At 69.6% G+C, this 21,221-nt stretch carries 20 protein-coding genes and 3 CRISPR repeat arrays; of the genes, 9 read left to right on the top strand and 11 right to left on the bottom strand.

Going from position 1 to position 21,221, the window contains the following annotated elements; translation table 11 throughout:
- Positions 1–141 precede the first annotated feature (141 nt).
- Complete coding sequence (lysX, locus tag QSJ59_RS08515; protein WP_285758773.1) at positions 142–1,635, bottom strand: bifunctional lysylphosphatidylglycerol synthetase/lysine--tRNA ligase LysX; 1,494 nt, start codon at positions 1,633–1,635, stop codon at positions 142–144.
- A 287-nt stretch (positions 1,636–1,922) separates the two neighbouring features.
- Here lysX and QSJ59_RS08510 point away from each other — a divergent pair, with 287 nt between their 5' ends.
- Both QSJ59_RS08510 and QSJ59_RS08505 read left to right on the top strand, forming a co-directional pair.
- Complete coding sequence (locus QSJ59_RS08510) at positions 1,923–2,678, top strand: MerR family transcriptional regulator (RefSeq protein WP_285758441.1); 756 nt, start codon at positions 1,923–1,925, stop codon at positions 2,676–2,678.
- A gap of 40 nt (positions 2,679–2,718) precedes the next feature.
- The gene (locus QSJ59_RS08505) at positions 2,719–3,063 is read left to right on the top strand and encodes a YnfA family protein (RefSeq protein ID WP_285758440.1); all 345 of its coding nucleotides are present in this window, start codon (positions 2,719–2,721) and stop codon (positions 3,061–3,063) included.
- 29 nt (positions 3,064–3,092) lie between these two features.
- Here the strand turns inward: QSJ59_RS08505 and QSJ59_RS08500 are convergent, their stop codons facing one another.
- Positions 3,093–3,701 (bottom strand): TetR family transcriptional regulator, encoded by a 609-nt coding sequence (locus tag QSJ59_RS08500; protein ID WP_285758439.1) that lies wholly within the window; start codon positions 3,699–3,701, stop codon positions 3,093–3,095.
- 73 nt (positions 3,702–3,774) lie between these two features.
- Here QSJ59_RS08500 and QSJ59_RS08495 point away from each other — a divergent pair, with 73 nt between their 5' ends.
- Positions 3,775–4,596, top strand: coding sequence for an SDR family NAD(P)-dependent oxidoreductase (locus QSJ59_RS08495; protein ID WP_285758438.1), 822 nt, complete (start codon positions 3,775–3,777; stop codon positions 4,594–4,596).
- A gap of 107 nt (positions 4,597–4,703) precedes the next feature.
- The gene (locus tag QSJ59_RS08490) at positions 4,704–5,237 is read left to right on the top strand and encodes a putative immunity protein (protein ID WP_285758436.1); all 534 of its coding nucleotides are present in this window, start codon (positions 4,704–4,706) and stop codon (positions 5,235–5,237) included.
- Between the two features lie 32 nt (positions 5,238–5,269).
- A CRISPR array of direct repeats spans positions 5,270–5,541; the repeat unit is 28 nt; unit sequence GGTCCATCCCCACGTGCGTGGGGCTCAC.
- 702 nt (positions 5,542–6,243) lie between these two features.
- On the opposite strand, the gene QSJ59_RS08485 is transcribed toward QSJ59_RS08490, so the two are convergent.
- Positions 6,244–9,000 (bottom strand): tetratricopeptide repeat protein, encoded by a 2,757-nt coding sequence (locus QSJ59_RS08485; RefSeq protein WP_285758435.1) that lies wholly within the window; start codon positions 8,998–9,000, stop codon positions 6,244–6,246.
- 190 nt (positions 9,001–9,190) lie between these two features.
- Between QSJ59_RS08485 and QSJ59_RS08480 the strand changes: the two genes are divergently transcribed.
- Positions 9,191–9,373 (top strand): hypothetical protein, encoded by a 183-nt coding sequence (locus tag QSJ59_RS08480; RefSeq protein WP_285758433.1) that lies wholly within the window; start codon positions 9,191–9,193, stop codon positions 9,371–9,373.
- A 134-nt stretch (positions 9,374–9,507) separates the two neighbouring features.
- On the opposite strand, the gene QSJ59_RS08475 is transcribed toward QSJ59_RS08480, so the two are convergent.
- Positions 9,508–9,924 carry a hypothetical protein gene (locus QSJ59_RS08475; protein WP_285758431.1) on the bottom strand — a complete coding sequence of 139 codons (417 nt, stop codon included), beginning with the start codon at positions 9,922–9,924 and terminating at the stop codon, positions 9,508–9,510.
- Positions 9,925–10,095: 171 nt separating this feature from the next.
- On the opposite strand from QSJ59_RS08475, the gene QSJ59_RS08470 reads away from it, so the two are divergent.
- Both QSJ59_RS08470 and QSJ59_RS08465 read left to right on the top strand, forming a co-directional pair.
- Complete coding sequence (locus tag QSJ59_RS08470) at positions 10,096–11,178, top strand: pentapeptide repeat-containing protein (protein ID WP_285758429.1); 1,083 nt, start codon at positions 10,096–10,098, stop codon at positions 11,176–11,178.
- A 280-nt stretch (positions 11,179–11,458) separates the two neighbouring features.
- Positions 11,459–11,915: direct repeats of the CRISPR family, unit length 29 nt; unit sequence CGGTCCATCCCCACGTGCGTGGGGCTCAC.
- 267 nt (positions 11,916–12,182) lie between these two features.
- Positions 12,183–12,623, top strand: coding sequence for a VOC family protein (locus QSJ59_RS08465; protein WP_285758428.1), 441 nt, complete (start codon positions 12,183–12,185; stop codon positions 12,621–12,623).
- Between the two features lie 161 nt (positions 12,624–12,784).
- On the opposite strand, the gene QSJ59_RS08460 is transcribed toward QSJ59_RS08465, so the two are convergent.
- The 4 genes from QSJ59_RS08460 to QSJ59_RS08445 form a co-directional block, all read right to left on the bottom strand.
- Positions 12,785–13,312, bottom strand: coding sequence for a Scr1 family TA system antitoxin-like transcriptional regulator (locus QSJ59_RS08460; protein ID WP_285758427.1), 528 nt, complete (start codon positions 13,310–13,312; stop codon positions 12,785–12,787).
- Between the two features lie 62 nt (positions 13,313–13,374).
- Complete coding sequence (locus QSJ59_RS08455; RefSeq protein WP_285758426.1) at positions 13,375–13,524, bottom strand: MerR family DNA-binding transcriptional regulator; 150 nt, start codon at positions 13,522–13,524, stop codon at positions 13,375–13,377.
- A gap of 220 nt (positions 13,525–13,744) precedes the next feature.
- Positions 13,745–14,029, bottom strand: coding sequence for a hypothetical protein (locus QSJ59_RS08450; RefSeq protein WP_285758425.1), 285 nt, complete (start codon positions 14,027–14,029; stop codon positions 13,745–13,747).
- Positions 14,014–14,430: a hypothetical protein gene (locus tag QSJ59_RS08445; RefSeq protein ID WP_285758424.1), complete on the bottom strand. Its 417-nt coding sequence runs from the start codon at positions 14,428–14,430 to the stop codon at positions 14,014–14,016. The genes QSJ59_RS08450 and QSJ59_RS08445 overlap by 16 nt, the downstream gene beginning before the upstream one ends.
- Positions 14,431–14,632: 202 nt before the next feature.
- On the opposite strand from QSJ59_RS08445, the gene QSJ59_RS08440 reads away from it, so the two are divergent.
- Entirely contained in the window at positions 14,633–15,478 is an 846-nt protein-coding gene (locus QSJ59_RS08440; RefSeq protein ID WP_285758423.1) for a helix-turn-helix domain-containing protein, read from the top strand.
- The gene (locus tag QSJ59_RS08435) at positions 15,475–15,669 is read left to right on the top strand and encodes a DUF397 domain-containing protein (RefSeq protein WP_285758422.1); all 195 of its coding nucleotides are present in this window, start codon (positions 15,475–15,477) and stop codon (positions 15,667–15,669) included. The genes QSJ59_RS08440 and QSJ59_RS08435 overlap by 4 nt, the downstream gene beginning before the upstream one ends.
- Before the next feature lie 158 nt (positions 15,670–15,827).
- Positions 15,828–16,162: direct repeats of the CRISPR family, unit length 29 nt; unit sequence GGGACCATCCCCGCATGCGCGGGGAGCAC.
- Positions 16,163–16,473: 311 nt separating this feature from the next.
- On the opposite strand, the gene QSJ59_RS08430 is transcribed toward QSJ59_RS08435, so the two are convergent.
- The 3 genes from QSJ59_RS08430 to QSJ59_RS08420 all read right to left on the bottom strand — a co-directional run bounded on the left by QSJ59_RS08430 (position 16,474) and on the right by QSJ59_RS08420 (position 21,193).
- On the bottom strand, positions 16,474–17,586 hold the full coding sequence (locus QSJ59_RS08430) for a methyltransferase domain-containing protein (protein WP_285758421.1): 1,113 nt from the start codon (positions 17,584–17,586) through the stop codon (positions 16,474–16,476).
- Between the two features lie 149 nt (positions 17,587–17,735).
- Positions 17,736–18,515 carry a type III pantothenate kinase gene (locus QSJ59_RS08425; protein ID WP_285758420.1) on the bottom strand — a complete coding sequence of 260 codons (780 nt, stop codon included), beginning with the start codon at positions 18,513–18,515 and terminating at the stop codon, positions 17,736–17,738.
- 44 nt (positions 18,516–18,559) lie between these two features.
- Positions 18,560–21,193, bottom strand: a complete 2,634-nt coding sequence (locus QSJ59_RS08420; protein ID WP_285758418.1) for an L-aspartate oxidase — start codon at positions 21,191–21,193, stop codon at positions 18,560–18,562.
- Between the last annotated feature and the right edge of the window lie 28 nt (positions 21,194–21,221).

Raw genomic sequence — 21,221 nt, 5'->3', positions numbered from 1 at the left:
TAGGACAGGTGGATTGGCCAGCTGATTCGCCTGGCGACAGCATCGCCCGAACCCCAAACGTGGCGTGAACCACACCATGATCACGCGAAGGGCCGCCCTCTCACCAGGCGAGAAGACAGCCCCCGGACAAGTTAACCCTCGTTAACTCGGCTTCACGAGCGGGAACAGAATGGTTTCCCGGATGTTTTTTCCGGTGAAGGCCATCAGAAGCCGGTCGATGCCCATTCCCACGCCCCCCGAGGGCGGCATCGCGTATTCCAACGCGCGCAGGAAATCCTCGTCGAGCTGCATGGCCTCGGGGTCTCCCCCGGAGGCCAGCAGCGACTGCTCGGTGAGGCGGCGACGCTGCTCCACCGGGTCCACCAGTTCGGAGTATCCGGTGCCCAGTTCCATGCCGAATCCGATGAGGTCCCACTTCTCGGTGAGCAGTGGGTCCTCGCGGTGCTGGCGGGTCAGCGGGCTGGTCTCCAGCGGGTAGTCGCGCACGAAGGTCGGCTGGACGAGCGTGTGCTCCACCAGCTCCTCAAAGAGGTGCTCCACCAACTTGCCCTGCCCCCAGGCGGGGCTCCACTCGATCCCGCGCGCGTCGGCCAGCTTGCGCACGGTCTCGATCGGAGTGGCGGTGCTGATCTCCTCGCCGAGCGCCTCGCCGACCGCCCCGTACAGCGTGACCTGGGGCCAGTCGCCGCCGAGGTCGATCTCCTGGCCGTCGCGCTCGACCACGGTCGTACCGAAGGCCGCGACCGCCGCCTCTTGGATGAGGTCGCGGGTGATGTCGGCCATGACGTTGTAGTCGGCGTAGGCCTGGTAGAACTCCAGCATCGTGAACTCGGGGTTGTGCGTGGAGTCCGCACCCTCGTTGCGGAAGTTGCGGTTGATCTCGAAGACCTTCTCGATGCCGCCCACGACCATGCGCTTGAGGTAGAGCTCCGGCGCGATGCGCAGGAACAGGTCGAGGTCGTAGGCGTTGATGTGCGTCGTGAAGGGCCGTGCCGTCGCGCCGCCGTGGACCTGCTGGAGCATCGGGGTCTCGACCTCGATGTAGCCGCGGTCCTGGAGGCCGTCGCGGACCGCGCGCACGGCCTTGGCCCGGGACACGACCATGTCGCGCGACTCGGGGTTGACGATGAGGTCGACGTAGCGCTGGCGCACGCGGGCCTCTGGGTCGGTGAGACCCTTGTGCTTGTCGGGGAGCGGGCGCAGGCACTTGGCGGTCAGCGCCCAGGACTCGACCATGATCGACAGCTCGCCGCGCCGGGAGGTGATGACCTCTCCCTCGACTCCGACGTGGTCGCCGAGGTCGATGTCGGACTTCCAGGCGTTCAGGGAGTCGGCGCCGAGCTTGTCCAGGGAGAACATGACCTGGATGTCGCCGGAGGAATCGCGGATCGTGGCGAAGCACAGCTTGCCGCCGGTCCGGTAGAGCATCACCCTGCCGGTCAGGCCGACGCGCTCGCCGGTGGCCACGTCCGCCTCCAGGCCGGCGTGTTTCTCCCGGACCGCCGCCACGGAGGTGGTGCGCGCAAAAGTGACGGGGTAGGGGTCGACCCCGTTCTCGCGCAACCGGTCGAGCTTCTCGCGGCGAACCCGCATCTGTTCGGGCAGATCATCCAGTGCTTCACTCACGCGCTCGATCCTAACGGCGCTCGTGGCAGCCCGCGCACGGCCGTCCACAGCCCGAACGGTTCCGGCCCGCGCGCCCGCCTCAGGGACGGGAACCGCCGTCACGCGGACACGGAAGGGCGCCGAACGGCCGTGCGACCGGCCCGGGACGCGGGTGGCCGGGCCTCGACCTGCCGGTTGTGGACAACCGCTGACCGAAGGGGCAACGGCCGACGTCGCCGACCGTTCCCCCGAACCGCCCCGGGTCGATCGCGGGAGGGGTTGACCTGTGAGTCGGCTTCAAGGTCTAGCGTTTGCGGGTGGGTACTTACCGGGTGTCCGATCTGGCACGACGCTGCGGCGTGGCGCCCTCGACCGTCCGTTTCTACGAGCGGGAGGGACTGTTGCCCGCCACGCGTTCGGCGTCGGGTTATCGGCTCTACGACGACCAGGCGGTCGATCGGCTCGCGTTCATCGCCTCGGCCAAGCACCTGGGCCTGGGACTGCCGGAGATCGGCGAACTCCTGGCCCTGTGGGAACAGGGCGTGTGCGCGCGGGTGCGCGCGGACCTGCGCCCCCGCGTGGACGAGCGCATCCGCGAGGCACGCGGACGCATCAAGGAGCTGCGTTCCTTCATCGAGCGGCTGTCCGTGGCACGCGCGCACCTGGCCGGGCCCGACCGCGCGGGACCGTGCTCGCCGGAGTGCTCGTTCCTGCACGCCAAACCCGGTCCTGTTCCCGTGGAGCTGCGGGGACTGAACCGGCCTGCACCGGCGGGGCCGGGAAAGGAACCGGTGGCGTGCTCGCCGGGCGACGGCGACAAGGCCCGCCGGATGGACCGATGGCGCAGCTTCACCGCCGTCGCTCGGACCGAGCGCGTTGCGGGCGGGGTCCGACTGGTCTTCGAGCCGGGGGTGGACGTGGGTGCGCTGGCGGGCCTGGCGGCCCGGGAACGGGAATGCCGCCCGTTCCTCACCTTCGCCCTGGACCTGGGCGCACGGGTCACGCTGGAGGTCACCGCCCCCGACCACGCCCGGGGGCTCCTCAAGGAGCTTCTCGGCACCCTGCCCGCCTGAAAACCCCTCCGTAGTTCTCCGTCTGCCGGAAGGCGAAACCATGCTGCCGTTGCGTTCCATCCTGTTGTTCGTCGTCGCCGCCGTCTTCGAGATCGGCGGGGCATGGCTGATCTGGCAGGGAATCCGCGAGCACCGCGGCCTGCTGTGGGTCGGCGCGGGGGTGATCGCGCTGGGGCTCTACGGGTTCTTCGCCACCCTGCAACCGGACGCCGATTTCGGACGCATCCTGGCCGCCTACGGCGGCGTCTTCGTGGCGGGGTCGCTGGCCTGGGGCATGGTCCTGGACGGTTACCGCCCCGACCGCTTCGACGTGATCGGCGCACTGGTGTGCCTGGTCGGGGTCGCGATCATCATGTACGCCCCCCGCGCGGCGGTCACCGGGTAGCGCCCGCCGCAGGGGCGTCGCCGGTGGCCTCAGGCGCGGACCGCGGCCACGGCCTCGTCCCAGAGCTGTTCGAGGGGAACCGAGCCGTCGAGGCGGAGCCAGGTCTCGCTGGCGACGTCGAGGCAGGCGAGGGCGGTGGCGATGATCGCGGCGGCGCGGTGGTCGGCCGCGACCCCGTCCGGGTCGTCCGGGCCGCGCAGCCGCCGGGCGAGTTCGGGAACCAGGACTTCCTGCCAGGCGAGGTGCTTCTCCAGGTGGCGGGCGCGCAGGGAGGGGGTCCCGTGCAGCATCCGCGTGATCCGCAGCTCGGCGTCGGTGTCGACCGGGCCTTCGTCGCGCAAAGCCAGCAACGCGGCCCGCACCGCCTCCCAGGGCTGTTCCCCGGGCGGCCGCACCGCCAGTGCCGCGCGGATGCGGTGCCCCCGATCCGCCAGGTCACCGAGGACGACGTCCTCCTTGGTCGCGAAGTAGCGGAAGAAGGAACGGCGGGAGATCCCGGCGGCCTCCGCGACCTGGTCGATGGTCGTCTCCTCGAAGCCGCGTTCGAGGAAGAGGGCCATCCCGACCTCGGCGACCTCCCGGTGTACCGCGCGGCGGGTGCGTTCCCGCAAGCCGGGTGTCGGTTCTTCGTTGCGCACGCCCCCACCCTATCCAGAAGACATCAAGAGCCAAGTGTGGCACTAAGTGCCATTAATGACTTACAGTGTCGACATGACCGTTGACCACTCCGCCCAGACCACCCTCATCACCGGCGCCAGCTCCGGTATCGGCGCCGCCCTGGCCCGCCGGCTCGCGAAGCGCGGATCGAACCTCGTGCTCGTCGCCCGCCGTGCCGAACGGTTGGAGGCGCTGGCCGCCGAGCTCCGCAGTTCCCACGGTGTCGTCGTCGAGACCGTCTCAGCCGACCTCGGACGCCCCGGGGCGGGAAGGGCGCTGGCCGCGGAGATCGACCGCCGCGGCATCCGCGTGACCAGCCTCGTCAACAACGCCGGGGTCGGCGCGGACGGCGCGTTTCGCGACCAGGCCCCCGAGGAGCTCGACGCGCTGGTCGCGCTCAACGTGACCGCGGTCGTGGACGTCACCCGGGCGTTCCTCGACCGACTGTGCGAGAACAGCGGCGGCTACCTGGTCAACGTCGCCAGCGCGGCCGCCTACCAGCCGATACCGGGAATGGCCGTGTACGCGGCGAGCAAGGCGTTCGTGCTGAACTTCACCGAGGCGCTGTGGTGGGAGACCCGCGGCAGCGGGCTGCGCACCATGGCGTTCTCCCCCGGGCTGACCCGGACGGAGTTCTTCGACGCGATCGGCACCGAGGGGTACGAGGGCGGTTTCCAGACCCCCGACGAGGTCGCCCTGGCGCTGGTGCTCGCCCTGGACCGCCGCAGGTCGGCACCGAGCGCGGTGGCGCAGACGAGCATCACCGCCGCCTCGGTCCTGAACGGTCTGCTGAGCCGCCGGGCAAGCCTGCTCGTCACGGCGCGCGTGGCCGGATCGCCGGGGCTCATGCGCAAACGGCGCACCGCCACGGCGTAGACCGCGTGCTCCCCTGTCCGGTGGCGGCCACCGGCGCCGGACAGGTCCGGCACGTCCCCCGCATCCGCGACGTCTAGGCGTCCGGCGCGGTGGCCGAAGATGGAGCCATGTCGGGAGAGACGAGCGGGATCGTTCTGAGCAAGCAGGACCTGCGCGAGGTCACCGCGTTCGCCGCGGCGTGTGCGGAGACGGTGGTCGAGGTATTCGAGGCCGATCGGCCCGGCGATCCGCGGCCACGGGAGGCCGTCAGGACCGCGTGGGAGTTCGCCCGGGGCGGCGATCGCGGGAAATCCCTGCGCGACACGGCGTGGGCGGCGCTCAAGGCGGCGAAGGGCACGGACACAGCGGCCGGGCGCGAGGCGGCGTTGGCGGCGATGGCCGCCGCAGGCGCCGCCTACCTGCATCCGCTGGCCAAGGCCACCCAGGTCAAGCACATCCTCGGCGCGGGCGCCCACGCGGCCAGGGCGGCCGAGCTCGTCGCCGGTGACGACCGGGCAGTCGGCGCCGACCACGTCGGCCAGGCGGTACACCGCGCGACGCCGGGCGTCGTCGACGTGCTCGAACGCTTCCCGGCCGCACCGGAGGGCGGCGGGCGGGTCGGCGAGCTGATCCGCGCACTGGACGCCGAACTGCGCCGTTGACCGTCGCGGAAGAAGAAGGGGATAACCGGTCAGCTCCATCCCCACGTGCGTGGGGCTCACTCACCTGCTGATTCAGGACCGCCTCGTAGAACCGGTCCATCCCCACATGCGTGGGGCTCACCTCCGGTACGGAGTTCCGAGGATACTGTGCCACGGTCCATCCCCACGTGCGTGGGGCTCACGACGCCGCGACGCTCATTCTCGACCCGCGCGGAGGTCCATCCCCACGTGCGTGGGGCTCACAGGTGTGGGCCGCGCACTACCGGACCGTGGACAGGTCCATCCCCACGTGCGTGGGGCTCACGTCGCAGGCGTACAACTCAACCCATCCGGGCTCGGTCCATCCCCACGTGTGGAGGGACGGGGTTAGGGGCGGCGTCCGGTTCGGGCGTCGCCTCTTCGCATGTCAGACCCTATGCCCGTGACCTGCACCGATCGCGTGGGCGGGTCGAACGGGTGGCGGTGGTGTGACATCTGAAGACATCTGAAGACACCCATAGTCATCCGTTCCGGGCCACTCACGGGCCAAAACCCGGGCCCGAACCGGCCTACCGTCCGGGCTTTGAGCGCTGGTAGCGCGGCGTTTGGGGCCACTGGCCCATAGCGGTGTGAAGCCGCCTCGGGCGGGTTGGGGCCGTCCGGGCATCCCTGGGTCACCGGCTGGGGTGGTGCGGTGGCGGCGGTGAGGGTGGCGGGATCTGGACGGGCGCGCGCTTCGTGGCGGGAGGGCCGGGGGCCGCAAGCTGGTGGCGAAGATGGGGGCTTGTGGACCTCATCGCGTTTTCCCGATCTGGCCCCCGGTCCTTAGGGCCCCGCCACCAAGCGCGCGGGTGGACAGATCCGGACACCCGACCCTCACCGGTCTCTTTGGGGGAAGGTTCCACCAGACGACACGGGGATTGAACAGCAGCGCCATGGTGCTCTGCGAAGGACAGCCATCCGTCACCGGTGACGACAAAGGCTCGACGGTGCCCAAGCGTCACAATGGAGGAGAGGATGTTCTGTGTCATAGGGCGCGTGGCTCCGGCCACTCCCATGGCTCGGCCAGATTCCCATCCGCGTCAAGCCCGTAGCGCTCGTACATTTCTGGTGATTTCTTTCGTGTCTGGGCCAAGTTCACCAAAGAGTCGAAGAGCCCAACATTGACAGCCTGACGGTAGACCTGCTCAGCCCCCTCACGATCCCCCGCCTCCAACCGCATCTGAGCCAAGTGCGCCAAAGAGCCAACGTTCCCAGCATCAGCAGCCTCACGGTAGAACCGCTCAGCCCCCTCACGATCCCCCGCCTCCAACCGCATCTGAGCCAAGTGCGCCAAAGAGCCAACGTTCCCAGCATCAACGGCCTCACGGCAGAGTCGCTCAGCCCCCTCACGATCCCCCGCCTCCAACCACATCTGAGCCAAACTCACCAAAGCGTCAAAGTGCCCAGCATCAACGGCCTCACGGGCCAACCGCTCAGCCCCCTCACGATCCCCCGCCTCCAAACACATCCTGGCCAAGATCACCAAGCCGTAGGGGACCCCAGCATCAGCGGCCTCACGGTAGAACCGCTCAGCCCCCTCACGATCCCCCGTCTCCAACCGCATCTGAGCCAAACTCACCAAAGCGGCAAAGTGCCCAGCATCAACGGCCTCACGGTAGAACCGCTCAGCCCCCTCACGATCCCCCGTCTCCAACCACATCTGAGCCAAACTCACCAAAGCGTCAAAGTGCCCAGCATCAACGGCCTCACGGTAGAACCGCTCAGCCCCCTCACGATCCCCCGTCTCCAACCGCATCTGAGCCAAACTCACCAAAGCGGCAACGAGCCCGGCATCAGCAGCCTCACGGTAGAACCGCTCAGCCCCCTCACGATCCCCCGCCGCTTCCCGCATATGGGCCAAGTGCGCCAAAGCGTCAACGAGCCCGGCATCAGCAGCCCCACGGTAGAACCGCTCAGCCCCCTCACGATCTCTCTTCACCTGGCGCGCCAAGGCCCAGAGCATCAAGACTTGAGGGTCTCTGGCTTCGAGAGCCTGACGGGCTAGCCGCTCAACCTCCTCATGGTCTCCCGTCTCCTCCCGCAACCGGGCCAAGCCCACCAAAGCGAGGGTATGCCCAGCATTAACCGCCTCACGGTAAAGCCGCTCAGCCCCCTCACGATCCCCCGCCGCTTCCCGCATATGGGCCAAGAACACCAAGCTGTCGGTGTCCCCCGCATCAGCGGCGGCGCAGTACAGGTGTGCGGCGTGGCGGAGTCGGGCTCGTTGGAGGGCAGCGTAGGCGAGGTTGGTCAGGTCGGTTGGGTCGCTCAGGTGGGTGGTGGCAGCGTTCCAGAAAGAGGCGGGTGGGGATTGTGTCGCGCGGGCGCGGCGGCCGTGTTGTTGGAGGAAGTCGGCCAGGCGCACCACGCCGGGTAGTGCGCCCATCCCTGAAGCGCGGGGGATGTCTTGCAGGGGCGGGGTGGTGTCCTTGACGCGTGTGCGGGCGTGGGTGAGGGCGTGGGTGAACCAGTCGGGGTCAGCGCTGGCGCGTTGGGTGTCGGTGAGGTAGCCGGGGGCGGCTGCTTGGAGGAAGTCCAGGGGCAGCGGTCCCACGACCTTCAGGCGGTGGGCGTCCATGGCGGCGCTGATCAGGGCTTGGCCATAGGGGCCGTGTTCTCCGGCGGGGTGTTCGTAGTGTTGGACCAGGTCGGGTCCGGCGGCCAGGATCTGGGTGAGGCCGGCCGCGCCGGTCTGTAGGGCGGTGGTCAGTGACGGGTCGTGGCGGGCGGCCTCTCGGGCGGCGTCGAGGTGGTCGGTGAAGGAGTCGGGAACGTAGGTGTAGTGGGCCTGGGCCAGTAGTTCGCGGGCTTTGGGATGGGGGTCGCCTTGGCCCGGGGCGGGGCGGCGGGTGAGGGTCTGGTCGTATGCGGGCCACAGGGTGGCCACCACCAGGAGCGGGCCCATGGTGTCGAGTCGGCGCAGCAGGGCCGCCGCGACCGCTTCGCCCTTGGCGTCATTGAGGTATTGCTGGGCTTCGTTGAGCCACAGCACGGTGCGCGGCCCCAGCGCGTCGGCGGCCAGCACGGCGAGTAGGCCCTCTGCATTGGTGGGGAAGAGCAGGGCGAAGTCGTTGGGCAGGGTTGCGCGGACGGCTTCGAAGGCGGTGCGGGTTTTTCCGGTGCACGACGCTCCCCGCACGACCACCATCTGTGGGCGCGCCCCCTGAGTGGTGGCCGCTTTTATGTGGGCGCGTAGGTGGGTGTCGTGGGGGCGGGGGATGTAGCGGGGAAGGACGAACCCGTCGTCTCGGGGCGTGGTGCCGGGGATGGCGGCGTGTACTCCGAGGCGCTGTGGTGACCAGGAGTGCAGTGGGCGGGGGCGATCGGCCAAAGCCTGCTGGCGGGCGCGTCGTTCGTCTTCTTTGAGGGCGTGGTGGGCGTTGTGGCGTTGGGCGGCGTCTTGGTTGGCTTGTGTGCGGCGGTGCTGTTCGCTGTGCCAGGACTCGCGCCACCGCTGCGGGTCCAACAGCTGGGCGACCGTGCACTCTTGGGAGGAGTCGGCGGGGGTGTCAAGCAGGCCCCGGCGGGCGGCTTCGGCGCAGATCTGTGCCAGCACCCCCAGCAGCGGCTCCACCTGTTGGGGGAAGCGGGTCCCGCGCAGCCATGCCCCCACCGTGTCGCGGGAGGCGTTGACGTCGGTGTGGCGGCTCAGGGCGTTGTCTGAGGGTTGTTTGTTGAGGCGGTCGCGTTTGAGCGCGCCTACCCTGCGCAGGTCCTCGAAGATGTCGGGGTGTGCGCCCATGGCCGCCTCTAGAGTGTCCGATGTCCGAAAGGGGGCCCCTCGGACATCGACAGCCTAGGACCCTCACCAGCGCCCCGGCAGGGAGTTCGCCCGTTTTCACCGCAAACAGCGGCAGGACAGGGCCCCGGACAGTCAGCGTTCCTCTTGATCGGTCCGCACCGGCGGACCGCCCTTTGGAGAAGAGGAATCCATGTCGTTGCCTCAGTTGCTCGGGCTGTTGCTGGCGCTGTCGGTGGCCGTGCACGTGGGGTGTGTCGGTGCGCTTGTGGCGTGGCGGGGTGGGGCTCGCCCCGATCGGGCTCTGCTGGTGGGGGCCAGTGCCTCGGGGACCGTGTGCGCGCTGTATTTGACGGCCGTGGGCGTCTACCAGTGACCCCGCCCTGCCGGGTTGGCGCTCCCTCAGGCCCCTTTTGCAAAGACTGGTGACTGATGCTTACCGCTGGTGGCGTTGCCTGGTCGTCGAACAATCAAGACCCCACCGGGGCGAAACCCCCGGGCACCCGCCCCTCACCGACTGGTTGGACCGTCGTTGTCGGGGTCGGGCCGCTCGGGGGTGGCGCCGAAGGACACGGGGTTGTCCTTGAAGTACCGGTCCATGATCCGCATCGCGCGGCGCTCGTCCAAGCGCCGGTGCAGGGGGTTGGTCTCGCGCTCGACGTCCCACACGGCGATGCCGGTCTCCACGGCCTTGGTGCGCACCCGGCGGTTGATGATCTCGCCCGCACGCCTACCCAATCGGCGGGTGGGGGTCCACTCTTCGCGGGTGCAGGTGATGACGGTCGCGCCGCGCTCTTTCAGGATGGCGGCGATCGCTTGGGCGCGGGCCTCGAAGCGGGCGGATTCCTCGCGCTCTTGCTGTTGCTGTGCGCGTTGGTGGGCTTTGGCGGTGGGTGCGGTGTGGATGTGGCGGATGTTGTCCGACATGGGCCGAACCCTATAAGCGGGACACACCGGTGTGTCTGGTGTGTTGGGATTTCGACCATGGCGCGAATCGGTCAGTGGCGGCGGGGGTTGTTTGCGTGGGTGCGGTCGGGGCGGGGGCATGATTTTTGGCGACGGTACGGGTGGTGCGTGTGGGGTCCACTGGCGTTGGTCGTGGTGGTGGCGGCGCTGTATGTCGTGTTGTTTCCGTTGACGCAGTTGGTGGCTGGTTCCACGGTCACCGAAGGTCTGAAGCTGCCTAACGGCGCGAAGGCGGTGGACCGGTTGGCGGCTGCGGAGAAGCAGGCAGCGGCTATCAACGCGGTGCGTCAAACCCTGTTGCAGGCCACGGTGGGGTTGGCGGCGGTGGTGGCGCTGTTCTTCACCGCGCGCAGTTACCTGCTCAACCAGCGCGGCCAGTACACGCAGCGCTACAAGGACGCCATTGAACAGTTGTCCTCGGACAAGATGGCCTCGCGTATCGGCGGGATCTATGCCCTTGAACATGTGATGCGCGAGTCCCGGCAGGACCACGAAACCGTGGTAGAGGTCCTAGCCGCGTTCGTGCGCGAAAACGCCCCTCGTACCGGGGTGGCTCCTCAGCTGGTGGTGGCTCCACCACGGGGGCAGTGGATGCATCCCCCTACGGGAGTTGAAGAGCCTGCGGCTCCTGTGAAGGTGACGAAGGGGCCGCCCACGGATGTGCAGACCGCGTTGACCGTGATCGGACGCCGCCCCAAACGACCCGAGAAGAACCACGTTGACCTGTCCAACACCGACCTCCAAAACGCGAACCTGTTCGGGGCCAACCTCCAACACGCACGCCTGGTCGGGGCCAACCTCCAAAACGCGAACCTGCGCGATGCCAACCTCCAAAACGCGAACCTGCGCGATGCCAACCTCCAACACGCGTACCTGATCGAGGCCGACCTCCAACACGCGAACCTGCGCGATGCCAACCTCCAACACGCGAACCTGATCGAGGCCGACCTCCAACACGCGAACCTGCGCGATGCCGACCTCCAAAACGCGAACCTGGTCGGGGCCAACCTCCAAAACGCACGCCTGGTCGGGGCCAACCTCCAAAACGCGAACCTGGTCGGGGCCAACCTCCAACACGCGAACCTGTCCAAGGCCAAGCTTGACTACGCCGACCTGCGCGGGGCAACAGGTGTGGATCTCACTGGGGTTGCCTCTCAAGAGGGCGTTGTGTTGGATTCTCACAACGGGAAGCCCTTTGGCGACGGTTCCGGGTGAGGGGCTGGTGCCGGCCGCGCGGTGGGTCACCGCGGATTCACGTTGAGGGCCGTCGCTCGGGGTGTGGGTGTTCGCGCGCAGGCGCAGGCCGTCACCGGCCACGCGCGGCGGTGGGGGCGGGCAGGGTAGGGAGGGCGTGGAGGTCGCGCGGGCGGGCCGAGCGCGAGCACCCGACGAAGTCGGGCGCGCAGCGCGCTGTGCCCAGCCAAGCGCGTACCGACTCGCGCCCGGCGGCTCCCACGCACGCGACCGCCCGCCTGCGCGTAGCGCGGGCGGGCGGCGGTCCATCCCCACGTGCGTGGGGCTCACGGTGTCCGTTTTGGAGGCCGGGCTCCGACGACCGGTCCATCCCCACGTGCGTGGGGCTCACCGTGCCGCACCGCCCGCCGCGACCAGGCCGCCCGGTCCATCCCCACGTGCGTGGGGCTCACCCAGTGGGATGCACTCCACGCGGAGGCCGCCTTCGGTCCATCCCCACGTGCGTGGGGCTCACAGAGGGTGGGTTTTTGGTTGGGGTGTGTTCCCCGGTCCATCCCCACGTGCGTGGGGCTCACGCGCCGTGTGGAGGCGCTGGCGACGTTGGGTCAGGTCCATCCCCACGTGCGTGGGGCTCACCTGGAAGCGTCGCGACTCGATGAATTGGGTGTCGGTCCATCCCCACGTGCGTGGGGCTCACCTCCAGCGCATCGAGGGCGAGAGCGAGCACCGCGGTCCATCCCCACGTGCGTGGGGCTCACAGTTAATGACCTGCGGCTTTGTGGGCCGTTATCGTAATGAGACTTTCGATGATCGCACCCACCCCACCATTATCCACCCGCTCGCACCCCAGGGGCGGAAGAACCAATCATCGCTCCCATCAGGCATTACCGCCCTGACATGGGCACGCGCCCCTCTGGCCGGCAGGTCATGCGCTTCTCTCTCCGCTTCTCAGTGTTTTCGCATCGGCGCAAAGACGCGGACCATTGCGGAAAGGAACTGACCGGGTTACCCGTCACAGTGGGCCCATGAACGACGCGAGCACCCGCCCCGCCAGCCTGCACACCTACTACAGCTACCGCGACGCACCCGCCGCCCTGCGGTGGCTGGAGCGGGCCTTCGGCTTCACCACCACCCTGGAGTTCCCGGACGGCAACGGCGGCATCATGCACGCCGAGCTGCGGCGCGAGGACGTCGCGATCATCGTCTTCAGTGACGACAACGACTACGACCGCCCTCCGGTCAAGGGCGAGACGGTGGGGCACGGCGCCTACATCAGCGTCTCTTCCGGCAAGGAGGTGGACGCCGTGTACGCGACCGCCGTCGAAGCGGGCGCCATCGTCGTCTGGACCCCCGCGAACACCGAGTGGGGCTCGTACCGGTGCCGGGTGCTCGACCTCGAAGGCTACGAGTGGACCTTCGGCACGCACCTCCCCGGCCAGGACCAGGGCGACTGGTCGGAGGGCTGACCGCACCCGGGATGAGGCTTTTCGGCCTGCGGTGACCCCGCAGGCCGGTTCGTGTCGGCCACCGGGGCCGCGTCACGCACCGTTTCGGTTCGCGGCGCGGACCCCTCACCTGTTCCCGGCGCACGGGGCCACCGCTCCCCCGCGCCGCGTCGCCCCGTCGCTCACAACTCGTAGGGCCGCGCCGCGTGGAAGAGGTCCTGGAAGTGGGCGAGGTAGTGCCGGGTCTCCTTGATCGGCAACGCGATCGAGAAGGGGATGCCCTCGATACTGGTGGCGTTCTCCGTGATGGTGAACCCGCACGACCAGATCACCGGATGCCGGTCCTGCTCGGGCAGCACCCGCAGCGTGACGTGCGCCAGTTCGGCCAGCGCCAACAGCAGCACCCGCTGCTCCGCCATCACCTCCACGCCGCCGATCGTGCGGCGCAGCGCGGATTCGGTGACCACATAGGTGCGCGGGTACTCGGCGTCACGCAGCGCCCGCTGACGCCGTCTCCGGATCTCCACGATCTCCTCCACGTGCTCGGCGCGGACCAACCCGCTGGCGGTGGCCACCGCCCGCGCGTACGCCGGGGTCTGCATCGGCGCCGGCACCACCGAGGGCGAGAACGATCTGATCCGTCCGTTGGGCTCGTCCAGGGCCAGGTTGCGCTGTTGTTCCACCAGCGCGCGGGAGACATCGATAGTCACGGTTTTTTCCTCGTCCAGGAAGGCTGACTCAGGGCGGGGGACGTGCGCGAGTACCGGTGAGGTCATGCGTCGTCGAGGAGGTGGCGGAACTGTTCGGCGGGGTAGCGCCGCGCTCCGCCGGGGGTGTGCAGGTAAGTGATCAGTCCTTGGCTGCCCCAGCGGGCCACGGTGGAGGCGCCCACCCCGAACAGGGCGGCGACCTGGCGGTTCATCAGTAATCCACCATTGACGTCGCCGAATGGCGCATCCGGGTCGGGAACGGGAGCAGTGGCACGGCCGGTGGGAGTCGGGTCGGAGGAAGACATACGAGGAGGAGTCCCTTCAGCATCGCAGGAGTGCCCCGCGTGCGGAGGCACATTCCGTCGGTTCGAGGAGAAGGGGCCGCGCGTCGGGGTGAGAGAACGCGCGACCCCTCGCTTGAGGGCCGGTTGATTACCGGCCTGGGCGGTCCGAGGAGTCGGCGCGATCGTCCAGGGCCCGCTGCTCGGCGCCCAACTCGGTGAGGAGGGCGTCGAGGGTGGGGGCGTGCAGGTGACGCCTGCGCCCGTGTGCGTGTTCGGCCCGAGTCAACGGTGCGCGCCGGTGTGCGTTCCACGCCCGTTCGGGGTCGGTGTCAGGGGTGTGGGTGATGCTCCAGGCCGGGAAGTCCCACCGCACCCGGGCCAGGGCCGCAGCAACACTGTCGGGGGTGCACACCGCACTCACCGGCCGTGGCACTGCGTGGGGGCGTAGGCGCGTACGCGCGGTGCGGTGTAGGCGCGCAGGGGTGAGGGCGGCTCATAGACGTGCAGGCAGTGGTCCAACAACTCCACGTCCGAGACCGCGAGCACGTGGGCGGTGACGCGGTTGCGCGCGGCATAAGGCGCAGCCTCGCCGTAGCGGTAGGTCACCTCCCACAACGCCGAATGCGACTCCGCGACCTCCGCGAAACGCGGATAGTCGGGGATACGCGGCACCACCCGCGCCTGACGCACAGGCGCAGGCTGCGGCCCGAACACACCCGGCGCGGCACCAGGCATACCGGGGGCACCGGCGCAGTGACGGCCCACCCGCCGAGCGGGCATCACCGCCGCCATCAACAACACACTCACCAACGTGAGCAAGGACAGGAATCGCATGGGAACCCCTTGAGGGTCATGCCGGGTGGAAAGTCCGGCAGTGGAATCGAGCTACCCTCATCATGAGACTTGAAATTCAGGTTTTCAAGTCATGGAGTTTAATTTTTTTAGATTCACCTAGATTCCCGAACTTGGATTTCCTAAATGTCGTAATCGGGCAGTGGGGCTCTACGATCGGGGCACCACCAGAGGGAGTACAAGATTGGCCACCACGCGCTACTCACCGACGATCCGCCGTCGCCGCCTGTCTGCCGAGCTGCGTCGAGTCCGTCAGGCCGTCCGGCTCACCGGCGACGAAGTCGCCGCTGCGGCCGAGCTGTCCCGGAGCACCTACTCCAACATCGAGTCAGGCGTGAAACAACGTCCGCAGGTGGCCGAAATTCGGGCGATCCTGGACGCCTGCCACCTGAAAGAGGGACAAGAGCGCGAAGAAATCCTTGACCTGTGCCGCCAGTCCAGAGAACGCGGCTGGTGGTCGCGCTACAAGGACGTGCTCAGCGCACGCTACGTGGGCTTCGAGACAGAGGCGTCGTCAATCTCTACCTGGGAACCCCTGGTGATTCCCGGCCTGCTCCAAATACCCGCCTACATGGAAGTCACGGCACAGGCAGCACTCGCCCAGCCCGCCGACGTGCGCCGGGTCGTGGACGCGCGAATGACCCGCCAACGCATTCTCGACGAAGAACCGCCCGAGCTGTGGGCGATCTTCGACGAAGGGGCTCTGGTCAGGCTCGCCTCCTACCCAGACGTCCGGCGCCAGCAGATCGAGCACCTGCTGGACATCGCAGAGCGGCCGAACGTCACACTTCAAATGACCAAGGCGGACCAACTTAACCCCGGAAGCGGCGGGGCCTTCGTGATCCTGGAGTTCCCCGAACCCGTTGATCCCACCGTGGTCTACCTGGAAACCGACACCGACAACCTCTACCTCGAAGAACCCGAGGAAATCGCGCGGTATCGCACCCTGCTCAACCACCTGCGCCTCGTGGCGTTGCGCCCCGGGGAGACCATCGCCCGCCTACGAGAGATGAACGAGCAAGGCACATGACCTCGATTCCCGACTCCGCGTTCCGCACGTCCAGTTACTCCCAACCCACTGGGGGCAACTGCGTCGAAGTAGCCAACCTGCCCGGAACAACCGCCATACGCGACACCCAGAACCGCGCGGCCGGACACCTGGAAGTGCCCTCCAACGCTTGGGCCGCACTCGTCGCGGCAGCGCGGACCGACTCCCTCTGATCCCAGGCATGGAAAAGCCCCTTGCACACCCGAAGGTGGACAAGGGGCTTCAACTCGATTCCAGCACGGATCATACCCCGCACTGCCATCAGCCACCAGCCCACATGACGCCTGAGTGGGGAGCACCCCGCCTCCGGTGATGACCAGTCCGTGTGGCGGGGACCATCCCCGCATGCGCGGGGAGCACGGCGGCAAGGAATGGGCCGCGTTCCTGGACGCTGGGACCATCCCCGCATGCGCGGGGAGCACCTCAGGCTCGCCCTGGTCGTGCGCTACGACGAGGGACCATCCCCGCATGCGCGGGGAGCACTTCCAGTACAGGCCCTTCCGGCCGCTGGAGGTGGGACCATCCCCGCATGCGCGGGGAGCACCGGCTCTCCTTGCTCGACACCTCCGCGTAGATGGGACCATCCCCGCATGCGCGGGGAGCACGAGATGATCGCGACCCTAGGGCTGATCACCTCGGGACCATCCCCGCATGCGCGGGGAGCACCCTTACTGACCAGGGACTCTACCAGCGGGTAACCCCTTTTTCATTCACTTGTCGAGAAAAGAACACTCGACGCAAAACCCACCTTTCCCGCTCCGGGGCGGTTTCCACGCGGCCCCCTCTCCACGGGAGCGGCGACCGCGTTCCGGGCCGAGGACGCACGCGGCACCGGAGCGGGGCACCTCCCCTAGGGTCACGGCTGCTTCCCGGTGCCGTTGCACAGCGGGCAGGGCACCTTCACCACGGTGCCGTCCCGGGACTGCTCAATCGTTTTGCGACCATTGCACCCGGTGCAGTTGACCTCTTTGCGGTGATCACCCACCGAAGCCTCCCGTAACCCGGTTGTCGGGGGTGTCGAGCCAGACGTGCTGCCCCTGCTCGTCGACGGCGACGCCGAATCGCCGCGCCTCCGGCCGCCCCCAGCCCACCCACGTGTCGAAGGCGTTCTCCAATTCGGTCCAGAGGTCGCGGACGCCGATCTGCGTCACCGCGTACTCCCCGTCGCCGTCCTCGGCGACGGCCGCGTAGTTGCCCTCGGCGTCACGCAGCCCGCCGGTGGTCGCGTCGAACTCGTTGAGCAACACACCAGGGACCAGGGCCGCCAGCGCCACCTCCACCCCTCGGCCCGCGTCGCGGACCTCACACGGTGAGACGCGGGCGGTCGAGAAGCGCCGTTCGCCCCTGGGCGGCGGGTAGGGAAACCGCTGCTCGCGCAGCATCATGAACGCCGTGTCACCGAGCAGGCGCCCCTGCGCGCAGCCGTCACCGACGTCGAGCCGCACCATGAACCCGCCGACGCGGACCGGGGCCCACGGCAGGACGATCACCCCGCCGGGCCGGGTCTGGCACACCCAGGCATACGGGATCTCGCGGATACCGCAGGTGACGTGCACACGGTCGAACAGCGGCCCTTCGGGCAGGCCGTGCGCGCCGTCCCCCACCACGAGGCCGGGCGCGAAACCGGCGTGCCGCAGGTTCGCGGCGGCCTGCGCGGCCACCCGTTCGTCGACCTCGACCGACGTGACGTGCGACGCGCCGAGCCGGGCGCTGAGCAGTGCCGCAGTCCACCCCGTTCCGGTGCCGACCTCCAGGACGCGGTGGCCGGGCCGAGCGTCCAGGAGCCGCAGGAAGTCGACGACGACGCTGGGCGCCGTGCTCGAACTCGTGGGCATGCCGGTGGGGGCGGACTCGGGCGTGAGGTCGGTGTCCCCGTCGTCGACCTGGGTCAGGATCGTGGTGTCGCTGTCGACCGCCCGCTGCCAGGCGTCAGGGCCGGCCGCGCGGTCGATCCAGTGGCCGGGGTCACCGTTGACGGGCGTGGCCAGAGCCGTGGCGGGGATGAAGTGCTTCCGGGGCGCGGCCCTGATCGCGTCGGCCCACTCGGGGGGTGCGGCGACGACGGAGAGCAGGTCAGGACGGGTGGACATGCGCCGACCGTAACCCGGGGAGCCCGGCGCGCGCCGGGCATGTCCGGGTGCGGCCACCGGGCAGCCGGAGCGGGCCGCGCCGGTGGGGGTGCGCCCCGCTCTTCTCGTGCTGTGGGGATGGACACCCCCGTCACCGGCACGGGGAAGGGTCAGGCGTTGCGCTCGAAGACCATGCGCAACCCCACCAGGGTCAGCCAGGGCTGGTGGACGTCCACGGTCTCGCACTCGTCCACGACCAGCGGCGCCAGGCCGCCCGTGGCGACCACCGTGACGTCGTCGGCGTTGTCGGCGAGCTCCTGGGCCATCCGGTCCACGATGCCGTCGACCTGCCCGGCGAACCCGAAGACGATGCCCGAGCGCAGGGCCTCCGTGGTGTTCTTCGCGATCACCGATCTCGGCTTGACGATCTCCACCATGTGCAGCTGGGCGCCGCGCCGCGACAGCGCCTCCACCGAGATGTCGATGCCCGGGGCGATGGCGCCGCCCACGTACTCGCCCTTGGCGCTGACCGCGTCGAAAGTGGTGGCGGTGCCGAAGTCCACGACCACGGCCGGGCCGCCGTAGAGCTGCACGGCCGCCAGGGCGTTGACGATGCGGTCGCTGCCCACCTCCTTGGGGTTGTCCATGCGGATGGGCACCCCCGTCTTCACGCCGGGCTCCACGATGACGGCGGGGACGTCCCCGTAGTGGCGGCGAAACATCTGACGCATCTCGTGCTGCACCGTGGGCACGGTGCAGCACATCGCGACGCCGTCCACGCCGCCCGGCGCCATCAGCGAACTGGAGTTGATCAGGCCGTGGATGACCACCGCCCACTCGTCGGCCGTGCGCCGGGACTCCGACGAGACCCGCCAGTGCTCCACCAGGCTGTCGCCCTCGAACAGTCCGAGGACGGTGTCTGAGTTTCCGACGTCGATCGCGAGCAGCATGTGGGCCTATCCATGGGTCGTTCGCGGCCGGGTCTCCGCGCGGGTCAGGGCGTTTGCCTCAGGTCGAGCGCGATGTCCAGCGCAGGGCTGGAGTGGGTCAGCGCACCAACGGCAAGATAGTCCACCCCCGTGGCCGCTACGTCGGCCGCGACGTCGAGGGTCAACCCGCCGCTGGACTCCAACCGGGCGCGGCCGGCGACCAGTTCCACGGCTTCCCGCAGCTCGGCGACGGTGAAGTTGTCCAACAGGATCTCTTCGGCGCCCTCTGCGAGGGCCGGTTCGATCTGATCGATCCGATCGACTTCGACTTCCAGCGGCACGTCGGGAAAACGCTCCCGGACCGCGCGCACGGCCTGGGCGACGCCCCCCGCGGCGAGCACGTGGTTGTCCTTGATGAGTGCCGCGTCGGTCAACCCGAAGCGGTGGTTTACTCCTCCGCCGCAGCGCACCGCGTACTTTTCCAACGTTCGCAGGCCCGCGTGGGTCTTGCGGCTGTCCCGGACGGCCGCCCCCGTACCGGCGACCGCCTCCACCCAGGCGCGGGTGGCCGAGGCGATACCGGAGAGATGGGTGAGAAAGTTGAGGGCCGTGCGCTCAGCGGTGAGTAGATCGCGGGTTCGGGCCCGCACCGTCAGGAGGACGTCGCCGCGCTTGACCACGTCGCCGTCGGCCGCGTGGCGGCGCACCTCCAGCACGCCCTGGCACACCTGGCGAAACACCGCCTCGGCCAGCGGCAGGCCCGCGACCACCCCGTCGGCCCGCGCGACCACGTCGGCGGTGCGGATCTGGGCGGCGGGAATCGTGGCGGCGCTGGTGACGTCCACCCCGTACCCCTCGGCGAGGAGTTCCCCGCCCGGCCCGAGCAGCAGGTCCTCGTGCAGGGCGCCGGCGACGAGAGGCCCCAGTTCGGGGGGCGGCGCCTGGCGCGGCCCCGCGGGGAGCCGGTCGGCGAACGCGGTCGCCACCTCGTACCCGGCGGTGCGCTGCGCCGCCCGCACCCCGGAGTCCGCCCCGGTGGTGGGCACGGTCCAGGACCGGGCGAGCCCGTCGACGCCGAGGCCGGAGCACACCCCCTGGGCGAGCGGGGAGGTCACGGGATAGTCGGCGCGCCAGTGCGCGCCGCGGGTCTCCGTGCGCTCGATCGCGGCCTGCACGAGGACCGTGGCGACGGTGAGCATGTTGGCGGCCTGCCAGGCGGCGACCCCCGGTTCGACCGGGCCGCGCGCCGTGTCCGCCAACCGCCCGAGTTCGGCGCGGGCGGCCTCCAGTCCTTCGGCGTCGCGGCGCACGCCCACGTGGCGCGACATGCACGCCTGGAGGTCGGGGAGTACCGCGGGGTCCACGAGGGTCCCGGCCGCACCGGCCGCCGGGGCGGTGGGGACGACGGCCACCGGTTCTTCGCCCGCCAGCCGGGCCGCGATGCGCCCGGCGAAGACGATCCCCTCCAGCAGCGAGTTGGAGGCCAGCCGGTTGGCGCCGTGCACGCCGGTGCGCGCGACCTCCCCGACCGCGTACAGCCCCGGGACGCTGGTGCGCCCGTCCAGGTCCACGGCCAGTCCGCCCGAGGCGTAGTGCGCGGCCGGCGACACCGGAACGAGGTCGGTGACGGGGTCGATGCCGTGGGCGCGGCAGGAGGCGAGGATGGTGGGGAACCGGCGTTCCCACACGTCCGCGCCGAAGTGGCGGGCGTCCAGGTGGACGTGGTCGGTGCCGGTCTCCGCCATGACGCGGGCGATGGCCGTGGCGACGACGTCGCGCGGTGCGAGGTCGGCGAGTTCGTGGACGCCCGTCATGAACCGGCGGCCCTCGGCGTCCACGAGGAACGCGCCCTCTCCGCGCACCGCCTCCGACACCAGGGGCTGGCGGCCCTTGGAGTCGGGGCCCAGCCACAGCACCGTCGGGTGGAACTGGACGAACTCCAGGTCGCGGGCCTCGGCCCCGGCCCGCAGGCCCAGCGCGATGCCGTCGCCCGTGGACACCTCGGGGTTGGTGGTGGCGGCGAAGACCTGGCCGAGGCCGCCGGTGGCCAGGACCACGGCTCTGGCCAGGACCGACCCCACGCCGTCGCGCTCGCCCTCCCCCATGACGTGCACGGTGAGGCCGCGGACCCGGGGTTCCCCCGCGCCGGCCTCGGCAAGGAGCAGGTCGGGCACGAAAGCGTGCTCGACGAGTTCGATGCGGCTCTCGGCGCGCACCGCCTCCACGAGCGCGCGTTCGATCTCCGCGCCGGTGGCGTCCCCGCCGGCGTGGGCGATCCGGTCGGCGCGGTGCCCGCCCTCACGGGTCAGCGACAGCGCACCGTCCTCGGTGCGGTCGAAGGCGGTGCCCTTGGCGATCAGCCAGCGCAGTGCGGCGGGGCCCTCCTCTGTGAGGATTCGCACGGCGTCGGTGTCGCACATCCCGGCGCCCGCCTCAACGGTGTCCACCATGTGCGCGAGCGGGTCGTCCGCCGGGTCGAGGGCGGCGGCGATGCCGCCCTGCGCCCAGCGGGTGGACCCGCTGGTGAGCAGGTCCTTGGTGACGAGGACGACCCTGCCCCCCGGGTCCTGTTCGACGTAGCCCAGCGCGGTGCTGAGGCCGGCGATGCCTGATCCGACGACGACCACGTCGGTCTCGATGGTCCAACCGGGCTCCGGGGCGGTGAGCCGGAGCGGAAGGGGGGAAGGGCCCGTGCGCACGACGAAGCACCTCTTATCAAGTTGGGAG

The organism is Nocardiopsis ansamitocini (genome assembly GCF_030268225.1).
GTDB lineage: Bacteria > Actinomycetota > Actinomycetes > Streptosporangiales > Streptosporangiaceae > Nocardiopsis_D > Nocardiopsis_D ansamitocini.
This window is presented reverse-complemented; position numbering and strand designations above follow the sequence as displayed.